This is a genomic window from Pseudomonas sp. NBRC 111124 (genome assembly GCF_001320245.1).
GTDB lineage: Bacteria > Pseudomonadota > Gammaproteobacteria > Pseudomonadales > Pseudomonadaceae > Aquipseudomonas.
The window spans coordinates 48,802-71,792 of sequence record NZ_BCBA01000053.1 but is presented as its reverse complement, the minus strand read 5'-3'; the positions used below and the strand labels follow the sequence as shown (position 1 = coordinate 71,792).

Annotated in this window: 21 protein-coding genes; 7 read left to right on the top strand and 14 right to left on the bottom strand. The window is 63.6% G+C overall.

The features are described 5' to 3' along the window. Positions 1–16 precede the first annotated feature (16 nt). The gene (locus APH28_RS20350) at positions 17–436 is read left to right on the top strand and encodes a VOC family protein (protein WP_060512323.1); all 420 of its coding nucleotides are present in this window, start codon (positions 17–19) and stop codon (positions 434–436) included. Between the two features lie 278 nt (positions 437–714). Then, positions 715–2,388, top strand: coding sequence for an MFS transporter (locus APH28_RS20345; protein WP_060512322.1), 1,674 nt, complete (start codon positions 715–717; stop codon positions 2,386–2,388). 66 nt (positions 2,389–2,454) lie between these two features. Here the strand turns inward: APH28_RS20345 and APH28_RS20340 are convergent, their stop codons facing one another. Next, complete coding sequence (locus APH28_RS20340) at positions 2,455–3,024, bottom strand: hypothetical protein (RefSeq protein ID WP_060512321.1); 570 nt, start codon at positions 3,022–3,024, stop codon at positions 2,455–2,457. 75 nt (positions 3,025–3,099) lie between these two features. After that, complete coding sequence (locus tag APH28_RS20335) at positions 3,100–3,486, bottom strand: VOC family protein (protein ID WP_060512320.1); 387 nt, start codon at positions 3,484–3,486, stop codon at positions 3,100–3,102. A 245-nt stretch (positions 3,487–3,731) separates the two neighbouring features. Here APH28_RS20335 and APH28_RS20330 point away from each other — a divergent pair, with 245 nt between their 5' ends. After that, positions 3,732–4,637, top strand: coding sequence for a LysR family transcriptional regulator (locus tag APH28_RS20330; RefSeq protein WP_060512319.1), 906 nt, complete (start codon positions 3,732–3,734; stop codon positions 4,635–4,637). A 105-nt stretch (positions 4,638–4,742) separates the two neighbouring features. Here APH28_RS20330 and APH28_RS20325 read toward each other — a convergent pair whose 3' ends face one another. Together APH28_RS20325 and APH28_RS20320 are read right to left on the bottom strand one after the other, a co-directional pair. Then, positions 4,743–5,159, bottom strand: coding sequence for a RidA family protein (locus APH28_RS20325; RefSeq protein WP_016499337.1), 417 nt, complete (start codon positions 5,157–5,159; stop codon positions 4,743–4,745). Next, positions 5,159–6,478, bottom strand: coding sequence for an NAD(P)/FAD-dependent oxidoreductase (locus APH28_RS20320; protein WP_060512318.1), 1,320 nt, complete (start codon positions 6,476–6,478; stop codon positions 5,159–5,161). The genes APH28_RS20325 and APH28_RS20320 overlap by 1 nt, the downstream gene beginning before the upstream one ends. A 293-nt stretch (positions 6,479–6,771) precedes the next feature. Between APH28_RS20320 and APH28_RS20315 the strand changes: the two genes are divergently transcribed. Together APH28_RS20315 and argE are read left to right on the top strand one after the other, a co-directional pair. Next, positions 6,772–7,449, top strand: coding sequence for a DUF1028 domain-containing protein (locus APH28_RS20315; RefSeq protein WP_060512317.1), 678 nt, complete (start codon positions 6,772–6,774; stop codon positions 7,447–7,449). Next, entirely contained in the window at positions 7,442–8,602 is a 1,161-nt protein-coding gene (argE, locus tag APH28_RS20310; protein WP_060512316.1) for an acetylornithine deacetylase, read from the top strand. The genes APH28_RS20315 and argE overlap by 8 nt, the downstream gene beginning before the upstream one ends. A gap of 53 nt (positions 8,603–8,655) precedes the next feature. Here the strand turns inward: argE and APH28_RS20305 are convergent, their stop codons facing one another. From APH28_RS20305 to APH28_RS20285, 5 genes are all read right to left on the bottom strand, one after another. Further along, entirely contained in the window at positions 8,656–10,158 is a 1,503-nt protein-coding gene (locus APH28_RS20305) for an amino acid permease (RefSeq protein ID WP_060512315.1), read from the bottom strand. A 139-nt stretch (positions 10,159–10,297) separates the two neighbouring features. Continuing rightward, positions 10,298–11,566, bottom strand: a complete 1,269-nt coding sequence (locus APH28_RS20300; protein ID WP_060512314.1) for a carbohydrate porin — start codon at positions 11,564–11,566, stop codon at positions 10,298–10,300. A gap of 127 nt (positions 11,567–11,693) precedes the next feature. Beyond that, positions 11,694–14,111: a glucose/quinate/shikimate family membrane-bound PQQ-dependent dehydrogenase gene (locus tag APH28_RS20295; protein WP_060512313.1), complete on the bottom strand. Its 2,418-nt coding sequence runs from the start codon at positions 14,109–14,111 to the stop codon at positions 11,694–11,696. A gap of 281 nt (positions 14,112–14,392) precedes the next feature. Continuing rightward, on the bottom strand, positions 14,393–15,766 hold the full coding sequence (locus tag APH28_RS20290; RefSeq protein ID WP_156340930.1) for a hypothetical protein: 1,374 nt from the start codon (positions 15,764–15,766) through the stop codon (positions 14,393–14,395). A 236-nt stretch (positions 15,767–16,002) separates the two neighbouring features. Continuing rightward, a complete protein-coding gene (locus tag APH28_RS20285) occupies positions 16,003–16,356 on the bottom strand; it encodes a hypothetical protein (RefSeq protein ID WP_060512311.1) in 354 nt (117 codons plus the stop codon). 118 nt (positions 16,357–16,474) lie between these two features. On the opposite strand from APH28_RS20285, the gene APH28_RS20280 reads away from it, so the two are divergent. Beyond that, the gene (locus tag APH28_RS20280; protein ID WP_060512310.1) at positions 16,475–17,374 is read left to right on the top strand and encodes a LysR family transcriptional regulator; all 900 of its coding nucleotides are present in this window, start codon (positions 16,475–16,477) and stop codon (positions 17,372–17,374) included. A 114-nt stretch (positions 17,375–17,488) separates the two neighbouring features. Further along, positions 17,489–18,688, top strand: a complete 1,200-nt coding sequence (locus APH28_RS20275; RefSeq protein ID WP_060512309.1) for an MFS transporter — start codon at positions 17,489–17,491, stop codon at positions 18,686–18,688. A 4-nt stretch (positions 18,689–18,692) separates the two neighbouring features. Here APH28_RS20275 and APH28_RS20270 read toward each other — a convergent pair whose 3' ends face one another. From APH28_RS20270 to APH28_RS20250, 5 genes are all read right to left on the bottom strand, one after another. After that, complete coding sequence (locus APH28_RS20270) at positions 18,693–19,304, bottom strand: LysE family translocator (RefSeq protein ID WP_060512308.1); 612 nt, start codon at positions 19,302–19,304, stop codon at positions 18,693–18,695. Positions 19,305–19,379: 75 nt separating this feature from the next. Beyond that, the gene (locus APH28_RS20265; protein ID WP_060512307.1) at positions 19,380–20,231 is read right to left on the bottom strand and encodes a CAP domain-containing protein; all 852 of its coding nucleotides are present in this window, start codon (positions 20,229–20,231) and stop codon (positions 19,380–19,382) included. A gap of 165 nt (positions 20,232–20,396) precedes the next feature. Beyond that, positions 20,397–21,005: a cell wall hydrolase gene (locus APH28_RS20260; RefSeq protein WP_060512306.1), complete on the bottom strand. Its 609-nt coding sequence runs from the start codon at positions 21,003–21,005 to the stop codon at positions 20,397–20,399. A gap of 48 nt (positions 21,006–21,053) precedes the next feature. Beyond that, positions 21,054–21,971, bottom strand: a complete 918-nt coding sequence (locus tag APH28_RS20255) for an AEC family transporter (protein ID WP_060512305.1) — start codon at positions 21,969–21,971, stop codon at positions 21,054–21,056. 99 nt (positions 21,972–22,070) lie between these two features. Next, on the bottom strand, positions 22,071–22,934 hold the full coding sequence (locus APH28_RS20250) for a LysR family transcriptional regulator (RefSeq protein WP_060512304.1): 864 nt from the start codon (positions 22,932–22,934) through the stop codon (positions 22,071–22,073). Positions 22,935–22,991 lie beyond the last annotated feature (57 nt).

The following is a 22,991-nucleotide window of genomic DNA, read 5'->3' as shown; positions in this document are numbered from 1 at the left end:
GTCAAGGAGACCCGATATGCGACCGTTCGCCATCAAGCACATCGACCACCTGGTGTTGCGGGTCACTGACCTGCAGCGCAGCGTGGCCTTTTACCGCGACCTGCTGGGATGCACGGTCAGCCGCGAGCGCCCGGACCTGGGTATGGTTCACCTGGCGACAGGCTCGGCGATGATCGACCTGGTAACGCTCGATGGCCCGCTGGGCCGGCCCGGCGGTGCGGCACCGGGGGCAGAAGGGCGCAACCTGCACCACTTCTGCCTGCGCATCGAACCGTTCGATGAACAGGCACTGACGGCTTACCTGCAGGCAGCTGGCGTGACGGTAGAAGCCGCCGAGAAACGCTATGGCGCCGAAGGCGAGGGGCTGTCGTTGTACTGCTTCGACCCCGATGGCAATCAGGTCGAACTCAAGGGCCCGGTCGAGGCGGCGGCATGACGCAGGTCAAGCGGTTCGCCCATGACTGGCGCCCCCTAGGGCGGGAACAGGCGGAGGTCGTGCTGGCCGAAGTGCAACGGTTTCTGGGGTGATTGCATCTAGAGCTGCTGGCAAGTGGATATTGCCGCAAAGCCGATTATGCTTCAGTTACCTTGCTGCGATCCGAGGCTGACCTCGTCGTGCTTCGCGCAACCAATGCTAGCCCTAGGGCCTGGGTGCGACGGTGAAATGGGTGTGAGGTACTCCGGCCTGCGATGACAACATGACGGAGGCAACCCATGGCGGTTCTCGACAGCGCGTCCACGGGCAGTAGCGCGCCCCAGCGTGGCATTACCAAGGAGGAGCGCAAGGTCATCTTCGCTTCTTCGCTGGGCACCGTGTTCGAATGGTACGACTTCTACCTATACGGCTCGCTGGCGGCGATCATCGCCAAACACTTCTTCGCCGGCGTCAACGAAACCACCTCGTTCATCTTCGCTTTGCTGGCCTTCGCCGCCGGCTTTGCCGTGCGGCCGTTCGGCGCCATTGTGTTTGGCCGCCTGGGTGACATGATCGGGCGCAAGCACACCTTCCTCATCACCATTGTCATCATGGGGCTGTCCACCGCGGTGGTCGGGCTGTTGCCCAGCTACGCGGCGATTGGCGTGGCGGCACCGATCATTCTGATCACCTTGCGGTTGCTCCAGGGCCTGGCATTGGGCGGTGAATACGGTGGTGCCGCGACCTATGTGGCCGAGCACGCGCCCAAGGGTCGGCGTGGCTTCTTCACGGCATGGATCCAGACTACCGCCACGCTCGGCCTGTTCCTCTCGCTGCTGGTGATCCTGGCCTGCCGCACCGTCATGGGCACCGAAGTGTTCGAGGCCTGGGGCTGGCGGGTGCCGTTCCTGCTGTCGATCCTGCTGCTGGCGGTTTCGGTGTACATCCGCATGCAGCTCAACGAATCGCCGGTGTTCCTGAAGATGAAGGCCGAAGGCAAAGCGTGCAAGGCGCCGCTGACCGAGTCGTTTGCCCGCTGGGACAACCTCAAGGTGGTGATCATGTCGCTGCTTGGCGGTACTGCAGGGCAGGCGGTGGTGTGGTACACCGGGCAGTTCTATGCGCTGTTCTTCCTGCTGCAAATGCTCAAGATCGACCCACAGACCGCCAACCTGCTGATCGCCGGCTCACTGCTGATCGGCACGCCATTCTTCATCTTTTTCGGCAGCCTGTCGGACCGCATCGGCCGCAAGAAAATCGTCATGGCCGGCTGCATCATTGCCGCACTGACCTACTTCCCGATCTTCAAAGCACTAACCGAGTACGGCAACCCGGACGTGTTCGTCGCCCAGGAGCAGAACCCGGTGGTGGTGGTCGCCGACCCTGGCCAGTGCGCGTTCCAGTTCGACCCGGTGGGGAAGGCCAAATTCACCAGTTCCTGCGACATCGCCAAGAGCCTGCTGGCCAAGCGGGCGATCCCTTACACCAACCAGGCGGCCGAGCCTGGCAGCGTAGCGCAGGTGCGCATCGGTGAACGGGTGATCCCGAGCTTCGATGGCAGCAGCCTGGCGGCCGCCGACCTGAAAACCCAGAGCGATGCCTTCACCGCGACCATGGGCGGTGCCTTGAAAGAGGCGGGCTATCCGGAAAAGGCCGACCCGGCGAAGATTCACTACCCGATGGTGTTGTTGCTGCTGACCCTCCTGGTGATCTACGTGACCATGGTCTACGGGCCGATCGCCGCCTGGCTGGTGGAGCTGTTCCCGGCGCGCATCCGCTACACCTCGATGTCGCTGCCGTACCACATTGGCAATGGCTGGTTCGGCGGCTTCCTGCCGACGGTGGCATTCGCCATGGTCGCGGCCACCGGGGATATCTACTACGGGCTGTGGTACCCGATCGTGATCGCGGTGATGACGGCGGTATTGGGGATCTTCTTCCTGCCTGAGACCAAGGATCGGGAGATCACCTAGGCAGGTCTGGCCTCTTCGCGGCTGCAGCCAGTCCTACAGCCGCGAAGAGGCCGGCATTTGTACAAGTCAGTCGAAATAGCCGCGCAGGGTGTAGGCGTAAGCGGTATCCACCCCCTTGGCCTCACCCCGGCTCCAGCGCTTCTTCAGTACGAACTCGAACGCCGGCTCGTACAACCCATCCCTGATCAGCGCCCCCGCCAGCACCTCGACGTCGTACCAGCCGTTGTCAAGCTCGATCATCGGCCGGCCCGGCACCTGATAGCGAGCCAGCAGGTCACCCAGCGTCTTGTTGGTGAAGTGCTGCAGGATGCGCCAGGTGTAGAGCATCACCACGCGGTTCTGGACCTGCAGCACGTAGCCGTTGCGCCGGTGCTTGAGGCGGCTGCCAGCTTCGAGCAGGGCCGGTGTGTAACCATCAAGGGTGAAGATGATGTGGTAGGGCAGGTTGTCGACCCCCGCCAGCGGTACCACCACGCCTTCGGCCACGGCCTTGTCACCGCTGTCGTTGCTGGTGAACTCACGGGCGAGGTCGTCGGACAGGTGATTGTCGTGTTTGAAGCGATCGAGCAGCTGGATATCGCCCAGCAGGAAGTAGTCGACCAGATCGTTGAGCACTTCGCTGAATTCGTGGCGCATCTGTTTTCCTTATTGTGGCGCACGGGATACAGCTGCAATGTAGCCAATGGCAGCCTCGGCTGCCATGGGCGCGGCTCAGTGTTTCTGGGCGATCTGGATCAGGTTGCCACAGGTGTCGTCGAACACCGCGACAGTGACCGGGCCCAGGTCGGTGGGCTCCTTGATGAACTTTACGCCGGCCCTGCATAGCCGGGCGTACTCGGCCTGGATATCGCGCACGCCGAACGAGGTGGCCGGGATGCCGTCCTGCCACAGCGCTTGCTTGTAGACTTTTGCAGCCGGGTGCACGTCAGGCTCCAGCAGCAATTCGACGCCGTCGGGGGCGTTGGGCGAGGTAAGCGTCAGCCAGCGATGCTGGCCCATGGGGATATCGTGTTTGGGCATGAAGCCGAGCACGTAGTGGTAGAAAGCCAGGGCCTTGGCCTGGTCGTCGACGAGGATGCTGGTGACAACAATCTTCATAGGCGCACACCGTTCCTGCGGGTCGTTACCTACCAGTAAAGACGCACTGGCTCAATTCACCAGCGAGGCGGCTTGTTGCCAAGGGCATTGGGCGACTGTTCCATGTGGGTGGACGCGGGCAACAGAAAAATTATGCTCAAGCCTTAGGCAAATCCTTCATCACCCGGCGGCCCGCTGAATCAGGCCACAAGGTAAAGTGACAGGAAAATATCAAGGCGCCCGCGAACGGCGCCAACGAGGTGCCTGTGGCTTCCTACACCCTGCGACAACTGAAGTATTTCGTCACCACCGTCGAGGCCGGCAGCGTCGCCGAGGCCTCGCGGCAGCTGTACATCGCCCAGCCGTCGATTTCCACGGCAATCAAGAGCCTGGAAGAAAGCTTCGGTGTGCAGCTGTTCATCCGCCACCACGCCCAGGGTGTGTCGCTGACGCCCAGTGGAAAGCGCTTCTATGCCAAGACCAAGTCGTTGCTGCAGATGGCCCACGAGTTCGAGCAGAACGCGCTGGCCGACAACGACACGGTGGCGGGGCAGATCGACATCGGTTGCTTCGAAACCGTGGCGCCGCTGTACTTGCCGCGGCTGATCGCCGGCTTTCGCGAGCGCTATCCGGGCGTCGATATCCGCCTGCGCGACGGTGAGCAGCAGGACCTGATCCAGGGCCTGACTGCCGGTACCTTCGACCTGGCATTTCTGTATGACCACGATCTGGACGGCACCATCGAGGCCGAGCCCTTGATGCCGCCGCAGAAGCCTTACGTGCTGCTGCCCGAGAAGCACCGTTTCGCCGGCCAGGCGCAGGTGTCACTGCGTGATCTGTGCCCGGAGCCGATGATCCTGCTGGACGTGGCGCCAAGCCGGACCTACTTCGTCAGCCTGTTCAACGAAATGGGCCTGACGCCGAACATCGTCTTCAGTTCGCCGTCGATCGAGATGGTGCGGGGGATGGTGGGGCAAGGGTTCGGGTTTTCGTTGCTGGTGACCCGGCCGCATTCGGCGTGCACCTATGACGGGCAGAAGCTGGTGACCATCGACATCGCCGAGCCGGTGGCGTTGTCGGGGCTGGCGGCTGCTCATTTGAAGCGGGTGCAGCTGACAAAACCTGCGCAGCTGTTTGTCGAGTTCTGCCGCGAAGAACTGGCCAAATTCTGAAAAAGCTTCGCGGGTAAACCCGCTCCTACAGGCCCAACGCAGGCCCTGCAGGAGCGGGTTTACCCGCGAAAGGGGCGCAGAGCGCCCCCAGCTACCTCAAACGGATCACTGCTGATCCGGTACCACCGCAATCACGTCGATTTCCATCAGCCACTCGGCCTGGGCCAAACCGGCCACCACCAGCCCGGTGGAGATCGGGAACACCCCCTTCAGCCACTTGCCGACTTCCTTGTACACCGGCTCGCGAAAGCGCGGGTCGGTGATGTAGGTGGTGGTCTTGACGATGTGCGACAGGTCGGAGCCGGCCTCTTCAAGCAGTTGCTTGACGTTCTTCATCGCCTGCTCGGTCTGCGCCTGCGGGTTACCCAGGCCGACCAGCTTGCCTTCGAAGTCGGTGCCGACCTGGCCGCGCACGTAGATGGTGTTGCCGGCCCGCACGGCCTGGCACAGGTCGTTGTCCAGGGTCTGGTTGGGGTAGGTTTCCTTGGTGTTGAACATGCGGATGCGAGTATGAGTAGGCATCAGAGGGCTCCGAGGGTGCTGACGTTGCTGATCGAATTGACTTGTTGCTCATCCGCATCGCGCTGGTCGCGATCGCGGTAGGCCAGGTAGGTGCGTTGCGTGGCGATATGGCCGGCGACGTGCTTGGCGTCGTGCCACACGCCCCAGATGAACGAGGAGCCACGGCGCGACAGCCAAGGCAGACCGAGGAAGTACACGCCCGGCTCGCGGGCGACGCCGCGCTGGTGCTGGGGCTTGCCGTTGGCGTCGAAGGTGTCGACCTGCAGCCAGCTGAAGTCCACGCCATACCCGGTGGCCCAGATGATGCTGGTGACGCCGGCCTGGGCCAGGTCCAGTTGCTGCAGCGGGTTGACCATGCAATCCGGGTCGGCCAGGCGCTTGCGCGCTTCGGGCTCTTGCGGCAAGTCCAGGCCGTTGCGCTCGATGTAGGCATCGGCGGCATCCAGCAGGGCCAGGTAGTTTTCGTCGCCGCGCTTGATGTTTTCGACCAGGTTGTCCTGGAAGCGTGCCACGCCGTTTTCGAACGACTGGGTCAGGCCGACCAGGGTCATGCCCTGGTGGGCGAGGGCGCGGAAGTCCACGGTGTGGCCGCCACGGGCGCCGCTGACGGCGATGGTCACGTGCTCACGGCCTGGCTTGGCGATTTCTGCATCCCACTCGCCCAGTACGCCCAGCCACCAGCAGAAGTCACGGTTGCGGTAGGCCCGCGGCGGGCGGTCGTGGGCGCCGACCGACAGGTACACCTGGCGCCCGGCGCGCATCAGCTCTTCGGCGATCTGTACACCGGAGGAACCGGCGCCTACCACCAGCACGGCGCCTTCAGGCAGCTGCTCGGGGTTGTAGTAGGCGGCGGAGTGGATCTGGTGCAGGTTGGCGTCTTTCGGCGCGATGGCCGGGATGACCGGTTTCTGGAACGGGCCCGTGGCGGCCACCACCCGGTTGGCGCGGATCACGCCTTCGTTGGTCTCGATGGTGAAGCCGGGGCGGTCGGCGTTGCGCACCACCTTCTTCACTTCGATGCCGGTGCGTACCGGCAAGTTGTACTTGCGCACGTACTGCTCGAAGTAGTCGGCGACCTGGTCCTTGCCGGCGAAGGCGTCGGCATCGAGGTTGAATTCCAGGCCCGGGAAGCGGTCGTGCCAGACCGGGCCGTTGGCCACCAGCGAATCCCAGCGGCCGGTGCGCCAGGCCTCGGCGATACGGTTGCGCTCCAGCACCAGGTGCGGTACGCCGAGCTTGTTCAGGTGTTCGCTCATGGCCACGCCGGCCTGGCCGGCGCCAACCACGAGGGTGTCGATTTCGATGTTGTTCAGTGTCATGTCCGAGCCCTTGTTCAGGCGGTTTTTGTCAGGTCGGTTTCGAGGACCGCCGTTGCCTGGGGCCAGACTAGGGATGCCTGGAAAATCGCGAAAATAGTATTTAGCTGGGGCTTGCCGATAAAACGGCGAAGGCCCCGATCTGCTTGGGCCAGACCGGGGTTTTCAAGGGTTTTCGTACGGTGTTGGCCGGCCTTAGTTTTTTCCTGTTCAAGGCACAGGAAAATGTTGGTTTCGTGGCCCTTGAGGTTCCGCCCAGAATGCTGGGCATCGCACAGAACAACAGGAGTTCCACCATGACCTTTTCCATCATCGGTCGCTGTCAGGAAACCGGCCAGGTCGGTATTGCCATCAGCTCGTCGAGCATCGCCGTGGGCGCCCGCTGCCCGTGGGTGCGTGCCGGCGTCGGCGCCGTGTCCACCCAGAACATCACCTTGCCGGCCCTCGGCCCGCAGATCCTCGATGCCCTGGAGCAGGGCCAGTTGCCACCCGCGGCCGCGCTGGACCGGGTGCTCAGCGCCAATGGCTGGAGCGAGTATCGCCAGGTCACGGTGATCGACAGCCAGGGCCAGGTGGCACTGTTCACCGGCAAGGAGGCGCTAGGCGTGCATAACGCCGTGGCGGGCGAGCAGTGCGCCGCCGCTGGCAACCTGTTGTCCTCGCTGCAGGTGATCGAAGCCATGGTGCAGGCTTTCGAAGACGCCGGCGGGCATCTGGCTGACCGCCTGTTGGCGGCCATGCATGCGGCGATGGCCGCCGGTGGCGAGGCCGGCCCGGTGCATTCGGCGGCGCTCAAGGTCGCTGGTGAGCTGACCTGGCCGTTGGTGGACCTGCGTGTGGACTGGGCGGAGGAAGACCCGATCGGTGTACTCGATGGCCTGTGGCAGGCCTATCGCCCGCAGATGCAGGATTATGTCACCCGCGCCCTCGACCCTACCGCCGCGCCGAGCTACGGGGTGCCGGGCGATGAATGAGTTCAGCAGCCGCGCCTTGCTGGAGCGGCTGATCGGCTTTGCCACGGTCAGCCGCGACTCCAACCTCGAGCTGATTGCGTTCATTAGCGACTACCTGGCCAAGCTTGGTGTGGAATGCGAGCTGTTCCATAACCCGGAAGGCACCAAGGCCAACCTGTTCGCCACCATTGGCCCAAAGGATGTCGGCGGCGTCGTGCTGTCCGGGCACACCGATGTAGTGCCGGTGGACGGGCAGGCCTGGACGCTGCCGCCCTTCGCCCTGACCGAGCGCGACGGGCGCCTGTATGGCCGTGGCACCGCTGATATGAAGGGGTTCATTGCCTCGGTGCTGGCAGCCGTGCCGGCGTTCATCGCGCAACCGCTGCGCATGCCGGTGCACCTGGCGTTCTCCTATGACGAGGAAGTCGGCTGCCTGGGCGTGCGCTCGATGCTGGCTGCACTGGAGCAGCGCCCGCACAAGCCGCGCCTGTGCCTGATCGGCGAGCCTACCGAACTGAAACCGGTGCTTGGGCACAAGGGTAAGTTGGCGATGCGCTGCGAAGTGCATGGCGCGGCGTGCCACTCGGCGTACGCCCCTTACGGGGTGAATGCCATCGAATACGCCGCGAAGCTGATCGGCAAGCTGGGTGAGATCGGTGAGACCCTGGCCTCGCCGGCGCACCACGACGAACGCTTCGATCCGCCGTTCTCCACGGTGCAGACCGGGGTGATCAAGGGGGGCAGGGCACTGAACATCGTGCCGGAGGAATGTGCGTTCGATTTCGAAGTGCGTGCGCTGCCGGGGTTCGAAGCCCAGGCAGTGGCCGACCAGTTGCTGACCTACGCCGAGGCCGAGTTGCTGCCACGCATGCGCAAGGTCAACGCTGGCAGTGCAATCCGCCTGCAACCGTTGAGTGCGTATCCGGGGCTGGCCACGCCGGCCGATAGCGAGGCGGCGCGCTTGGTGGCATTGCTCAGTGGCTCCGATGAATTTGGCACCGTGGCGTTTGGCACCGAAGGTGGTCTGTTCGACCAGGCGGGCATTCCGACCGTGGTTTGCGGGCCGGGCAGCATGGACCAGGGGCACAAGCCAGATGAGTTCGTCAGTGTCGAACAAATGCAAGGTTGTGATGCGATGTTGCTGAGGTTGGTGGATCACCTCAGGCAGGCATGAGGGTGCTTGCCTCTTCGCGGGTACGCCCGCGAAGAGGCCCTCAGCTGGTAGTGTCAGATTTCAATCGCCCCGCTGACCAACCCATACACCGCGATGATGGCACCCAGCACTACCACCGCGAACACAGCCCGCTCGAAGCCGTTGAACACCTGACGTTGCTGCTCCCTGCGCGCTTTGATGTATAGCAGCGTCCCCGGCCCATAGATCACGGCCGAGAGCAGCAGATACTTCATCCCTCCTGCCCAGACCATCAACAGCGCGTAGGCCGTCGCCAGCACGGCGATCAGCAGATCCTTGCCACGCTCCCGTGCATCGTTCTCATAGGTCTCCCGGCTCGACGCCAACTTCAACGCATAGGCCGCCACCAGCAGATACGGGATCAGCGTCAGCGAGCTGGTGAGCTCCAGCGCCAGGGTGAAGGCATACTCGGTAAACCAGGTCAGCAACAGGAACAGCTGCACGAACAAGGTGGTCAGCCATAGCGCGGCCGAGGGTACCTGGTGCGGGTTCTCACGGGTGAGAAAGGCCGGCATGGCCTGGTCGTGGGCTGCGCTATACAGCACCTCGGCGGCCAGCAGCGTCCACGAAAGATAAGCACCGAGCACCGAAATGATCAGCCCGATGCTGATGAAGATCGCCCCCCAACGCCCGACGATGGCCTCCAGCACACCAGCCATCGACGGTTGGCGCAAGCCGGCCAGCTCCGGGCGCAGCATCACGCCGTAACTGAGCAGAGTGATCAGCACCAGCAGGCACAGTACGCCGATGAAGCCAAGCACCGTGGCGATGCCGACATCACGGCGATTGCGTGCATAGCGCGAATACACGCTGGCGCCTTCGATGCCGAGAAACACGAACACGGTGACCAGCATGGTGCTGCGCACCTGCTCGAACAGCGATTCCGTTGGCGGGAGCATCTCGGCGGCGGCATGCCCGACCCGGCCATAGTCATCCAGGTGAGCCAGGTCTACGGCCGGGCCTGCGCCTGCAGTACCCCAGAAATTCAGCGTGAACAGCTCGGTATCGAAGGCGGTAATGATCACCACGAGGAACACCAGAATCGGGATCATCTTCGCCACCGTGGCGATGCTGTTGATCACCGCAGCCTGCTGTACGCCGCGCAGTACCAGGAAGTGGAAGGCCCACAGCAGCACCGAGGAGACCGCGATGGCGGCCACCGTGTTGCCTTCGCCGAACACCGGGAAAAAGGCGCCGAGGGTGGATTTGATGAGGATGAAGTAGGAAACATTGCCAATGCAGGTGCCGGCCCAGAAGCCGAACGCCGAGGCAAAGCCCAGGTAGCTACCGAAGCCGGCGCTGGCATAGGCGTAAATTCCCGAATCGAGGTCGGGACGGCGGCGGGCCAGGGTCTGGAACACGAAGGCAAGCATCAGCATGCCGAAGCCGGCGATGCACCAGGCGATGATTGCGCCCAGCCCGCCCGTGGCACGGCCGAAGGTGGCCGGGAGGGAAAAGATGCCCGCACCTATCATGGAGCCGACGACCAGGGCGGTGAGCGCCCAAACGTTCAGTTTGCCTTCTGTTGCGGTGGTCATCGGGCTCGCCCTCCGTTGCGCTGAAGGGTTGAGTAAAGACCGAGGGTAGAGGGTGTGCCAGCGGGTCGTGGGCTGTAGGTGCGGAATTATCGGGATGTCGAACCGACGCGAAGGGGCCGCAGCGCGGCCCCCAGCAATGTTAGAAAGTGGCCTTGACCTGCAGGCCAACCACCAGCGCGTTGTCGATGTCCTTCCCGGAGAACGCACCCGGTTCGATGATGTATTGCACATCCGGGCGCAGGTTCAGCCACGGCGTGGCCTGGTAGCCATAGCTCAGTTCGATGAGTTGCTCGGCATTGTCGATGTTGGGGAATGGCTGCCCGGCATTGAAGGCGGCATCCTCCTGTACATCGCGGCTACGCGGGTTCGGCACGGCGCGGCCATAGCCCAGGGCCACGGTATCGCGCGGGCGGCCTTCGAACGGCTTGTACAGCACCACGCCGGCGCCATACCACTTGGTGAACGGCGAGGCGGCCTCGCTCGACGCCGAGTACTGGCCAAAGGCATGCAGACTGCGGCCCGGCGAGCCGGCGTCATTCCATACGGCCTGATCGACCAGCAGGTAGTGGCCACCGCGACCGGACACTTTCTTGTCACTGTCGACGCGCTTCACGTCGGAGCTGTCGTAGTAGTAACCCAGCTTGTACTCGCCCGGCAGTTCGCCCTGCAGCTTGTACACCAGTTCCACGGGCACCACGGTACCGGTGGTGTGCTTGGGGCCCAGGTGCCAGGCACGGCTGGAGTTGCCGTTGCTTTCGGGGTCGACGTTGAACGCCGCCACGCGCAGCTGCCAGGACGGTGACAGGTCGTACTTCACGCGCAAACCGAGGTGGGCGTTGGGGTAGTTGGTCCAGCCGCTGCCGCCGGACATGTTCAGCGGGTGGCCGCAGAAACCGGCGTTCATGAAGTTGCAAAGGATGCCGCTGTCCAGGCCGCCGAGGTCGTTGCCCATGGCCATGTAGCCGAGCTTCACGTTGAGTGCCGGGGTGAACAGGGTGCGCTCGTAGCTCAGCTCGGTCAGGCGGGTGTACAGGCCACCGTAGTTTTCCTGGATCGGCAGGCGGTTGCCGACCAGGTCTTCCGAGGCGCTGTTGCCGCGGCGGTCGTTGATGGTCAGCTGGACCTTGCCGCCGTTTTCCAGCCCGTACAGTTTCGACAGGTCGAACTGCGCGCCGAGCTTGATGTTCTGCGAGTAGCGCGCCGAGCGGTGCAGGCCGCCGTGGGCGTTGTAGGCGGTTTCACCGCTGTAGTCGCCGGTAATCTTGACGCCGTCTTCTTCGAGCTGATGACGCAGGCCGCCCCAGTCACCGGTCATGGTGCTGCGGTTGAGCAGGTCGCCGTCGGCCAGGGCAGGGGTGCAGGCCAGGGCCAGCAGCAGGGTTGGGGTGATGCGGATAACGGATGGCATTGCTGTGTCTCGTGTTGTTTTTGGGGCCTATTCGCGGGTGAACCCGCTCCCACAAGGGCTGCACCATCAGCATGGGCAGCGTAGGTCCTGTGGGAGCGGGTTCACCCGCGAACGGAGCGACGCGGTCTTACGGCAGGGCGTAAGAAATCACATAGTCGCCACGATCAGTCGACTGGCGCGCACCGCCAGCGGTGATCACCACGTACTGCTTGCCGGTTTTCGGCGAAACGTAGGTCATCGGGCCACCCTGGCTGCCGACAGGCAGGCGGGCTTTCCAGATTTCATTACCGTTGCTGCTGTCGTAGGCGCGCAGGTAGAAGTCCTGGGTGCCAGCGATGAATACCAAGCCGCCTTGGGTCGACAGGGTACCGCCGAGGGTTGGCAGACCGATCTTGATCGGCAGGTGCATGCGGATGCCGAGCGGGCCGGTGTCCTCAACGGTGCCGACCGGTACCTGCCAAGCGATCTGGCGGGTCTTCATGTCGATCGCGGTCAGGGTGCCGAATGGCGGAGCCTGGCACGGAATGCCAGCCACCGACAGGAAGCGGTTCTTGTTCACCGCATAGGGGGTGCCCTTGAGCGGTACAGCGCCCATGCCGGTGTTCAGTGCTTCACCACCGGAGGCTGCGTCGCCCTTGTTCTGCGACGGGATCATCTGGATCCACAGGCCCAGGCGCATGTCGTTGACGAAGATGAAGCCATGCACCGGGTCGGTGGAGAGGCTGCCCCAGTTCATGCCACCCAGCGAACCTGGGAAGCTCAGCGACAGGTCGGTGCCCGGCGCGGTGTACAGGCCGTCGTAGCGCATTTTCTTGAAGTCGATGCGGCACAGCAGCTGGTCATACGGAGTGGCACCCCACATGTCCGATTCGCTCAGCGTCTGCGCGCCGATCTGTGGCATGCCTACCGATTTTGGCTGAGTCGGGGAGTACGGCTCGTTAGGGATGTTGCTTGGCTTGACCGGCACTTCGTCGACCTGGGTCAGCGGTTTGCCGGTGGCGCGGTCAAGCACGTAGATCTGCCCGGCCTTGGTGCCGATCACTACCGCAGGCACGGACTTGCCGTCGTCCTTGGTGAAGTCGATCAGGCTCGGCTGCATCGGCAGGTCGAAGTCCCAGAGGTCGTTGTGCACGGTCTGGAATACCCACTTCTGGTTGCCGGTGGTGGCGTCCAGGGCCAATACGGACGCGCCGTAGGTGTGGTCCAGCTTGTTGCGTTCAACACCATAGATGTCGGTGGATGACGAGCCCATTGGCAGGAACACGGTGTTCATCGCCGGGTCGTAGGACATCGGTGCCCAGCTGTTCGGGGTGCTGCGCACGTAGGTGCCGCCATCGGCTGGCGCCTTGCGGTCTTCCGGGTTGCCCGGGTCGAAGGCCCAGCGCATTTCACCGGTGATCACGTCGAAACCACGGATCACGCCGCCTGGCATGTCGGTCTGGACGTTGTCGGCGACGCGGCCGCCAACCACCACGGTGGTGCCGGCCATCAATGGTGCGGAGGACAGCTGGTAGAAGGAGTCCGGCACGTCACCCAGGCCAGCCATCAGGTTGACCTGGCCGTTGTTGCCAAAGCCCTGGCAGAACTCGCCGTTGTCGGCGTCGACCGCAATCAGGCGGCCGTCGATGGTGTTGGTCAGCAGGCGACGCTGGCAGTTGGCACCGGCTGCAACGCTACCGCCGGTGATTGGCGAGCTGTTCGGCTGGGTCGGCTGGGCGATGGCGGCGGTGGCGTCGAAGTACGCCATGCCACGGCAACGCTGCCAGACCTTGGACTGGGCGTTGATCTCGTTCTTCCACAGCTCTTTGCCGGTGTCGGCGTCGAGGGCGATCAGGTTGTTGTGCGGGGTGCAGATGAACACCTTGTTGCCGACCTGCAGCGGGGTCAACTGGTCTTCAGCGCCGTTGCCGTCACTGATGGCGACGTCACCGGTGTGGTAGGTCCAGGCTACTTTGAGCTTGTTGACGTTGTCACGGTTGATCTGGTCGAGCGCGGCGAAGCGGCTGCCACCTTCGGTGTTGCCGTAGTGGGCCCAGTCCTTCTGCTCCTTGCCGGCTTCGACCGGGGTCATGCCCGGGCCTTTGCCGGTGGGGGCAACGCTTGGGTGGGCGACGAACATGTTGCCGGCGGCGATCACCAGCACCACGGCCAGCGCGCCGGCGATGCCATAGGCACCGCGGCCGGCGCTGGCGCCGTTGGCACGGGCGAGCATCGGGTAGACCAGCGCCACCACCATGCCGATCGCGCCGAACATGAACAGGCGCGAGAACAGTGGCCAGAACACCAGGCCGGCGTCGATCAGTGCCCAGATGGCGGTGCCGAGCAGGAACGCGGCGTAAAGCCAAGCGCCGGCTTTTTTGCGGCGGGCGATGAGAATACCGGCGATGGCCATGGCCAGGCCGCCGATCAGGAAGTACCAGGAACCGCCCAGGCCGGCGAGCTTGATGCCGCCAGCAGCCAGGAGGAGGCCAAGCAGAGCGACGATGACGCCCAGGCCGACCAGGATGATGTTTGTGGCGCCAGAGGCGCGCGGTGTTTCGTTCATGCCAGGGATCTCAGCAGGTGGAATGCGCGCAGTTTAAGCCCTTAGCTTGCTAATTAACAAGTTGGTACATAATTTTGTGGGGCTGATTGTCGCAGGGCCGAACTTGCCGGAACGTGGCTATAAGCCTAGATCGTGCTAGGAAATTTGCAGTAAATAGGCGGTTAAGCGTTGTTTGGATTTACCTGCGATTTTCGACTTTTGTTCCAAGAGGCGGGCGTGGCATTTGGACGTACCTGCACAGCTGGCAGTCTCAAGTCCAGTTGCCATGCCGGTTGCAGGCCTCAGTCAATAGTCAGGTTGTCAATGATGATCTGGTCTCCCCAGCCTCCCTGGACCCTAAGGATACTAGGCGCATCCACCTCGATCTCCACGCGGCCGAAGCGCAGAGGGCCGCTGTCATCGTCTTCAAGCAGCTGGGTCTCATGCCCGGTGTTCAGGTCGACTACAGCGCATGTCGCATCGCAACCCCAGGAGAACGCCAGCTTGCGTTTGCCGCTCGAACCTTCGACGGCATCCACAGGAATGTCCACGGCCAGGTTGACGAGTAGATAATTGCCGGCAACCTGCTCAGTGTCATGCCTGACGTTGCTGATTTCGACGTGCTTTGACAGCGCGGTAGAAAAGCCAAGCCCGCCAGAGACCACATCAAGGGGTTGCCCGGTTGGCAGGTCTTCGAAGTCCACACGGTAATGGGCAATGCCCGGGCCGACTGCCTGGTCACCTTCCAGGTAACTGATCACGGTCGTTGAGTCCGGAGTGCGAGGCAGCGCCAGACGTATCAGTGGCAGTACTTCCCCGTATTGCTCGTGGTAGCGGGCCTGGTCGTATCTGGCTTTGGCCCGAGACTGAAGGTTTTTGGTCGGATAGAAAAAGGAGTGGATAGGCAGCGTAGCGCCTTTACCGATTTCCCACGTTGAAAGCATCAACTCGTTGAATACTGCACGGGCCGAACCGGTACGGCCTTGGTGAGCATCAATCGATGCCTTGAACCAGGACGCCGTCGGGCCCGCACCGTCTCGCACGTCCCAGCCACAGATGTTTTCCATCGGGCCTTGCTGGTACTTGTTCAGCCAGGTTGGGGCATCGTTGATGCCAAGGTTCTGGCAGGTATCGGTGTCGGCAACACCTGTGAGCGGACCACAGCCTTGCAGGGTGGGCCGGTTCCAGGTCAAGGCATTGGTCGGGAAGCTGCAGAGAACCTTGATGTCTCGGATCTTGTCTTCTGGAATGGTCTGGTTTGGATACAGGATAAAGCCGTTCCAGTTTTCCCAGGTCGAAGTGAAGGTTTGATCGCTGCGTAACCAGGAGAATGAAACCCCGCCCAAGGTAATCGCGCCGGGACTGGGGTCCCAGGGTAGAAAATCCGGGTTACTATCGGTGGCCCGCAACATGATGCCGCTGCACAGGTGTGCGGGTTTGTCGGGGCCACCGCATTGTGCTGGCGTGGCGTCGTACCAGTCCTTCAGCTGACGGGCCGCGGCCGGCCCTTTGCTCGCCAGTTGCCCAGGTAGCTGCCATGGCTGGCCGGTGATCTGGCTGATGCGTACTTGTGCCGGTTGGGTAGGCGTGGCGCTGTTGCTGCGGTCATGACTGGGGGGGCTGGGCATGCATCCCGATGACAGCAGTAGAAGAGATAATAGTGTTGCGATGCGCATGTTCAATGCCTCAATCGATCCACAGCGTGTGGCTTGAGTCATGCAGTTGAATCATTGCCCACTCGAAGCCTGTTAAGGCATGCGCAATTGGCGAAGGCGGATGTTTTTGCCATGTTCTAAGCGCCTTTTTGGCACGCTGGCGCAGTATTGAGGCGCGATTCGGGACCGACAACTGGCAGAAATACCAGGTAGCTGCAAGTAATGCAGCGGGCTGGTGTGAAGAAAGAGCCAGGATGTCAGGACGTGGGCCATGGCGCGCTGCGGTCGTAGAACACGGCCAGCCAGAGGGTTGAGGTGCCGTGGGCAGTCCATTCCACCCGATGCCGGCAATGCGCCGGAATGTCCAGGCAGTCGCCAGGCACCAGCAAGCGGGTGTGGTTCTCATGCTCAAGGCGCAGCCCGGCGCTGCCGGTCAGCAACAGGATCCATTCGCCTTCGGCCTGGTCGTACCAGTAGCCGGGCGGGCTGGCCTGGCCGCAGGAGACGATGCGTTCGATGCGCAGGCCAGGGCGTTGCAGCAGTTCATCGACCCGCTCGGCAGCCGCTGGGTCGCAGAGGGGCAGGGCATTGAGCAGATTGGTAATCGTCATTGGAAGTTCTCGCTCGGGTGAAGGTGCTTCCACTATGGACCTGATCGCTCTGCTGTGCGCTTCTTGACCGGCCTCGTCGTTTGTAGGACTGTTCCGAGATTTGAGAATCGGGGTACGTATGGACAAGCTCCTGGCGATGAAGATGTTCACCGCGACAGTCGATGCCCAGGGCTTTTCCGCAGCGGCGCGCAGGCTCGGCGTAGCCACCTCGTCGGTGACGCGCCTGGTCGATGCGCTGGAGGCGGAACTCGGCACCACCTTGCTCAACCGCTCAACGCGCCAGGTCAGCCTGACCGAAGGGGGCGCACGCTACTATGCGCGGGCACGGGAAATCTTCGACGCACTGGAGGAAGCCGATGCCAGCGTCGCCGACCGTGGCGACGAGCCGGTCGGTGTGTTGCGCCTGTGCCTGCCGGTGGAATTCGGCCGTCGCGTGATCGCACCGCACCTGGGGCCATTCCTGGCAAAGCATCCCTCATTGGAGCTGGACATCGACATGAGCGACCGGCTCGATGACCTGCTCGACGGCCGCTACGATCTGTCCATTCGCCTCGGTGACCCGTCACCGAACGACGAGCTGGTGTGTCGGCAACTCGGCCGCTTCCAGCGCTGGCTGGTGGCAAGCCCCGATTACCTGGCTGCGCGTGATCCGCTGTTGCACCCCGAGCAACTGCTGCAGCATGCCTGCCTGCGTTTTCGCTATGGGCAAAAAGCACGCGCCTGGCGCCTGCAGCGGGCTGATGAGGCACTGGAGCTGGAAGTGAGCGGGCCGCTGCGCAGCGCCAATGCCGACCTGTTGCGTGAAGCGGCGCTGGCCGGCAGCGGCATCGCCTTGCTGGCCGACTGGCTGGTAGGCGAGGATGTCGCGGCCGGGCGCCTGCAACGGCTGTTCGCGGACTGGCAGGTCAGCCCCGGCACCGCCAACGACAGTATCAATGCCTTGTACTTGCCCAACCATCGCGGTTCACGCCGGGTCAACGCGTTCATCGGCTTTTGCGAAACCTTGCTCAAGCCTTGACCCGCTGCCGTTGCGCCTGGCGCAAAGCCCTGTTGCGCCCAGGCTGGATTCTCTCGCTGGCAAGTGCCCGGTAAGGTGCCAGGCATATTCCAACCCGATGCCGAGGTACCTCGCATGAATTCCTCCCTAGCTGCTGCCCAGCCAGCCCATGCCGGCCTGAGCCGTGCCCTGGTCGCGCTGCTGGCGTTCTGCTGTGGCGCGATTGTCGCCAATATCTATTATGCGCAGCCCATCGTCGGGCTGATCGCCCCAGACCTGGGCCTGTCCACCGAGCACGCCAGCCTGATCGTGTCGCTGACCCAGCTGGGCTACGCGCTGGGTTTGCTGCTGCTGGTGCCGCTGGCCGACCTGGTGGAAAACCGCCGGTTGATGATCATTACCGCCGTGCTCGCCTGCGTCAGTCTGCTGCTGGCAGGAACCAGCAGCAGCGGCCAGGGGCCGCTGTTCCTGGCTTATGCCTTGCTGATCGGTTTCAGTTCGGTGGCTGTGCAGATGCTCATTCCGTTGGCAGCGCACCTTGCGCCCGAGCAACAGCGCGGGCGGGTGGTCGGCAACATCATGGGGGGGCTGCTGCTGGGGATCCTGCTGGCGCGGCCGCTGTCGAGCCTGGTCGCCGACCACTTTGGCTGGCGCACGGTGTTCATCGGAGCAGCGGGGCTGATGCTGGCAATCATCCTGTTGCTGGCGCTGACCTTGCCGCGCCGGGTGCCTGAGCACAAGGCCAGTTATGCCGGGCTGATGCTGTCGTTGGTGGCCCTACTGCGCCAATACCCGGTGCTGCGTCAGCGCTCGCTGTACCAGGCCTTGATGTTCGCAGCGTTCAGCCTGTACTGGACTGCGGTGCCGCTGGCCCTGGCTGGCGAGCATGGCCTGTCGCAAAGCCAGATCGCCTTGTTCGCCCTCGTGGGCGCGGTCGGTGCCATCGCCGCACCGATGGCGGGCCGCCTGGCCGATGCCGGCCATGCCCGTGCCGGTTCGCTGCTGGCGCTGGTGCTGGCGCCGGCGGCGCTGCTGATGGGGCTGACCACGCCCGGCTACAGCGTGATCGGTCTAGGGCTGACCGGGGTGCTGCTGGATTTTGCGGTGCAGATGAACATGGTCATCGGCCAGCGCGAGGTGTATGCACTGGACCCGGCCAGCCGCGGGCGGCTGAATGCGCTGTACATGACCAGCATCTTCCTTGGCGGTGCAGCAGGGTCGGCGGTGGCCAGTGCGGTGTTTGCCCAACAGGGTTGGCACGGTGTGGCGCTGGTGGGGGCAGCTCTGCCGGGCTTGGCTCTGGTGGTCTTCCTGCTGGCTTCACGGCGAGGTTAGGAAATTAACGGCCCAGCGGCAAGGCCACGCCAATCAACGCGAACAGGCTGCCGCAGCAGCGATTGAAGCCCTTGCCGCCCTTGGCCAGCCATGGCCGGATACGAAACGCCAGGCGCGCCAGCACGTATTCGACCACGCACTCCACGCTGGCGAAGGTCGCTGCCATGATCACGAACTGCAGCAACAGCCCGCGTTGCGGGTCGATGAACTGTGGCAAGAAAGCCCCATAGAACAACAGCACCTTAGGGTTGGCGATAGCAGACAGCAGGCCTTGGCGGCACATCCCCAGATTGCTCAGGCGAGCACCGCGTTCGGTCATCTCCAGATGCAGGGCAGGGCTGCGCCAGAGCTGAATGCCCAGCCACACCAGATAAGCGCCACCGACCCACTTGAGCACGGTCAGTACAGAAGCCGACGTTTGCAGCAGCGCCGTCAGCCCGAACATCGCCAGGGCAATCAGTGCACTGAAGCCGAACACCCCGCCGACGATGGTGAACAATGTACGGCGCGCACCATACAGTGCGCCGTGGGTCAGGGCCAGCAGGCTGTTCGGGCCGGGGGTCAGCGACAGGCCCATGCTTGCCAGCAGGTAGATGAACCAGGTATCCAGAGCCATGAGGTGCGTCTCAGTTGTTCACGAGCGGTCAGTCTACGCGACGGCACTGCATGAGTGCTTCACGCTCCTGCAGGGTCATTGCGGCGTGCCAAACAAACCGGTCCAGTAGATGCCCGCATCGCTCTTCGGGTCCACCGCATAGGCCGCGCCCATTTCGCGGAAGTCCGGGTTCATCAGGGTGGCACAGTGGCCCGGGCTGTCCATCCAGCCGTCCACTACCTTCTGTGCCGTGTCACGCCCTGCAGCGATGTTTTCGCCAATTTGCCGATACAGATAGCCGGCCAGCTCTGCCCGGTCGCCCGGGGTGCGCCCTTCCTTGTCGAGATGGTCGAAGAAGTTCTGGTTGGCCATGGCCCGCGTATGATTCGCCGCCACACCCGCCAGCGCAGTATTCCAGCTCAACGCCGGTGCTGCGGGGAATGGCTGGCCGCCGCATTGGTGTGGCGCTTTGCGCGCACTGTTGATGGCCTGCAGCAGCTTCTGCCCTTCGGCCTGCCAGTCGCCCAGGCGCCCGCTGAGCAAGGGCCGGGCCAGCACGATGCGCCAGTCGCGGCCTTCCTGGCTGACGCCGATATCGACGAACTGCGGGTCGAGGACCACCTGGCAGAAGCTCTCCTTGACGGCATTCATGGCCGCATTTGCATCACGTGGGCCAGACAGGCTGATCGCCTGTACGTTGACCATCGGGTAGGCAGCGCGGCTCATGGCTTGCTGCAGGTCGCGAGTGCCTTCCGGCGACAGCGCCAGGCGCGTGTCGCTGTTGAGCGGCGGCAGTTCCACCGACACCTCGTCACCGCAGCGCTGGGCCTGGCTGCGGTAGGTGTTGATCGAATCGATCAGCTGCGCCTCTTCGCCAGTGACGGCCAGGGCCCCGGTCGACAGGACCAGGCCCAGCGACAAGGCGGCAATGGATGACAGGACGCGCATGTGGATCTCCCTGTGACTGGCAGCGTCTTGGTATGCGCTGCTCATCCTACACAAGCCCGAGGCTTTTGGCCCCGGTCTCGTGCAAAGCAATTAAACGCCGGCAAAGACTTGCAAGCGGCAAAAGAGGGAGTAGACCGGTGAGCGTCAGAAAAGTGCAATGGCCGCTCAACGCGCCAGTGCCTGGTTTGGCTTGTAGAACAGAAAGTGCCGGGTCTCGGCCGTCTTGCGATACGCCTTGGCCCAGTCCGGATGCACGTTACGATCGTGGAAATACAGCGCGCCCCCGGTCGGGTCCTTGAGCTGCTGGTTCAAGGCCTTGCGGGCGATTTCCTTGGCCACGTCGTAGCGCTGCGCTTCCTCGACCTGGTCGGGGCGCCCGTCGCACCACCAGGAAAACTGGCAAGCCTTGGACTCCACGCCCTGCTTGACCACGCCGCAGATGGTGTCGGGGAAGCCGTCATGGCCCAGCCGGTTGAGCACCACGCTGGCCACCGCGCTCATGTCCTGGGCGTCGGCGCCCTTGGCTTCCCAGTAGAGGGTCCGTGCCAGGCAGGTAATGCTGTCGTCCATCGGCGCCTGGCCGGCCGGGTCCACTGCCTGCACCTCGCCAGGGGTAATGGTCTCGGTCTTTTTCGGCGCTGGAGCATCTTCCACCACCTTTTTTTCCAGTTTTTCTGCCTTCTCTTCGGCGACGGCGGCCTTGGCACTTTCGGCGGCATGCAAGGGGCCTGCGAGCAGGGCGGTCAGGCCGATCACCATCCACGAGAGGCGCATGGGCGAATTTCCGAAGTGTGGGCTGAGTCACAGTCTAGCCAAGCGGATTCACTTCAGCGCAAGCATTATCACCAAAGGCAAGGTCACGGCGGCAAGCACGGTCTGCAGGGCGATGATGGTGGCCATCAGCGGCGCGTTGCCACCCATCTGCCGCGCCATCACATAGGACGATGAAGCCGTCGGCAATGCCTGGAACAGCACGGCCACGACCGCCGCTTGGCCACTGAGCCCAAGCAGGCGGCACAGGCCCCAGGTGGTCAGCGGCATGACCAGGAACTTGAAGGCCGATGCTGCCAGCAAGGGGCGCACTTGTTGGCCGAGGCTGGCGCCGCCGAGCGCGGCACCCACGCACAGCAGGCCCAGGGGCAGTGCGGCCTGGCCCAGCGCCTTGACGGTGGGCTCCAGGCCTGCCGGTAGCCCCAGGCCGCTGACCCGTAGGAACAGGCCCCCGGCACAGCCGACGATCAGCGGGTTGGCGAAGATGGCCCGCAGCACGGTCGCGGGTGAACTGTGGCGTGCACTGAAGCGGGCGAATACCAGCACGCAGAGCAGGTTGACCAAGGGTACGATGGCCGCGTTGGCCACGGCTGCCAGGGCAATCCCGGCGCTGCCGTAGAGGCCGGCGGCGAGGGTGGCGCCGATGTAGTTGTTGAAGCGCACGCCGCCCTGGAATACCGAGGTGAAGTCAGCGCCTTCGTGGTTTGCCGCGCCCTGGTACAGCAACAGCAGCACGGCGCCCAGCAAGGTCGAAAGCATCAATACGCCAACCATGCCCAGCACCGGCACGCCATCAAGGTTGGCCGTGGCCAGGCCATGCAGGAACAGCGAAGGCAGCAGCACGTAGTAGCTCAGGCGTTCGGCACCGGGCCAGAACGACTCGGCGAGAAAGCCGCGCACACGCAGGAAGGTGCCCAGCGCGATCAGCAGGATGATGGGCACCAGCGTGGTCAGCAGCAGGTGGAGCATGGGTGTCATTCCGTGGTCGGGTACGGCCACAGGTTAGCGTGGCTGACCGATAGGGAAAAACGTTGATTTCTGCAGTGACTGTTGAGAAAAATTGCACATTCAGGCGTCCATGGCCGTCCTCAGCACGGCAGTCAGATGCCGCCGCTGGCTCTTCTCGTGTTCCAGCAACACCACCCGCCGTACCAGCTGCGGCTCGCCAAATGGCAGGCAGGTGGCGGCGGGCAAGCGTTGCAGGTCGTCATCGGCCATGGGGATGATCGCTACACCCAGCCCCATCACCGCCATGCGTGCCAGCGCTTCCTGGCTGTCCAGCTCCATCTGTTCGCTGACCTGCAAATGCTGGCGGCGAAGCTCCTGCTCGATCTGCCGCCCGGCCCAGGCACGTTTGTCGAAACGCAGGAACGGCTGGCTGGCCAACAGCTGTGGCAGGCTCTGGCCCGCCAGGTCGGGGCTGGCGATGGCCCAGAAGCGGTCTTCGAACAGCGGTGTGTAATCCAGGCTCTGCGGGTAGGGGCTGACCGGTTCCGTGGTGATCGCCGCGTCCAGCTCGCCATCTTCGACGCGCCGTGCAAGCTCCGCCGACATCCCTGAGTTGACACTGATGTGCAGTTCCGGGTGGTGCGCCTTGATCCAGACCAGGGCCTTGGGCAGGCGCCTGGCCAGAACAGTGTGGATTGCGCCCAGGCGTAGCCGGCCACGCAGGCTTGGCCCGCTGGCCAGGGCATCGGCCAGTTCGTCGTAGGCGCCGAGGATATGCTCGGCCCGCGCCACTGCCAGTTGCCCGGCCTCGGTCAGCACCACCTGGCGACGGCTGCGATCGAACAGTGCGACCTTGAGCTCGTCCTCGAGGGTCTTGATGTGCAGGCTCACCGCTGAAGGGGTGAGGCTAAGCAGGTCGGCGGCACGGGCGAAGGTGCCGTGGCGGGCGATGGTCACCAGGGTGCGCAGGGCTTTGAGGGACACGCGGACGGGCTCCGGGGCGGGATAGGGGAAGTGTTTCAGTCTGTGGCTGGATGGAAT

Bases quoted from the DNA above. Each gene is read 5' to 3' on its own strand.
- APH28_RS20265 (WP_060512307.1), bottom strand. From the start codon at position 20,231: ATGCGCGTCCTGTCATCCATTGCCGCCTTGTCGCTGGGCCTGGTCCTG.
- APH28_RS20275 (WP_060512309.1), top strand. From the start codon at position 17,489: ATGAATTCCTCCCTAGCTGCTGCCCAGCCAGCCCATGCCGGCCTGAGC.
- APH28_RS20340 (WP_060512321.1), bottom strand. From the start codon at position 3,024: ATGCGCCACGAATTCAGCGAAGTGCTCAACGATCTGGTCGACTACTTC.
- APH28_RS20255 (WP_060512305.1), bottom strand. From the start codon at position 21,971: ATGCTCCACCTGCTGCTGACCACGCTGGTGCCCATCATCCTGCTGATC.
- APH28_RS20320 (WP_060512318.1), bottom strand. From the start codon at position 6,478: ATGACACTGAACAACATCGAAATCGACACCCTCGTGGTTGGCGCCGGC.
- APH28_RS20285 (WP_060512311.1), bottom strand. From the start codon at position 16,356: ATGACGATTACCAATCTGCTCAATGCCCTGCCCCTCTGCGACCCAGCG.
- APH28_RS20295 (WP_060512313.1), bottom strand. From the start codon at position 14,111: ATGAACGAAACACCGCGCGCCTCTGGCGCCACAAACATCATCCTGGTC.
- APH28_RS20325 (WP_016499337.1), bottom strand. From the start codon at position 5,159: ATGCCTACTCATACTCGCATCCGCATGTTCAACACCAAGGAAACCTAC.
- APH28_RS20260 (WP_060512306.1), bottom strand. From the start codon at position 21,005: ATGCGCCTCTCGTGGATGGTGATCGGCCTGACCGCCCTGCTCGCAGGC.
- APH28_RS20280 (WP_060512310.1), top strand. From the start codon at position 16,475: ATGGACAAGCTCCTGGCGATGAAGATGTTCACCGCGACAGTCGATGCC.
- argE (WP_060512316.1), top strand. From the start codon at position 7,442: ATGAATGAGTTCAGCAGCCGCGCCTTGCTGGAGCGGCTGATCGGCTTT.
- APH28_RS20350 (WP_060512323.1), top strand. From the start codon at position 17: ATGCGACCGTTCGCCATCAAGCACATCGACCACCTGGTGTTGCGGGTC.
- APH28_RS20290 (WP_156340930.1), bottom strand. From the start codon at position 15,766: ATGCGCATCGCAACACTATTATCTCTTCTACTGCTGTCATCGGGATGC.
- APH28_RS20315 (WP_060512317.1), top strand. From the start codon at position 6,772: ATGACCTTTTCCATCATCGGTCGCTGTCAGGAAACCGGCCAGGTCGGT.
- APH28_RS20270 (WP_060512308.1), bottom strand. From the start codon at position 19,304: ATGGCTCTGGATACCTGGTTCATCTACCTGCTGGCAAGCATGGGCCTG.
- APH28_RS20345 (WP_060512322.1), top strand. From the start codon at position 715: ATGGCGGTTCTCGACAGCGCGTCCACGGGCAGTAGCGCGCCCCAGCGT.
- APH28_RS20305 (WP_060512315.1), bottom strand. From the start codon at position 10,158: ATGACCACCGCAACAGAAGGCAAACTGAACGTTTGGGCGCTCACCGCC.
- APH28_RS20300 (WP_060512314.1), bottom strand. From the start codon at position 11,566: ATGCCATCCGTTATCCGCATCACCCCAACCCTGCTGCTGGCCCTGGCC.
- APH28_RS20335 (WP_060512320.1), bottom strand. From the start codon at position 3,486: ATGAAGATTGTTGTCACCAGCATCCTCGTCGACGACCAGGCCAAGGCC.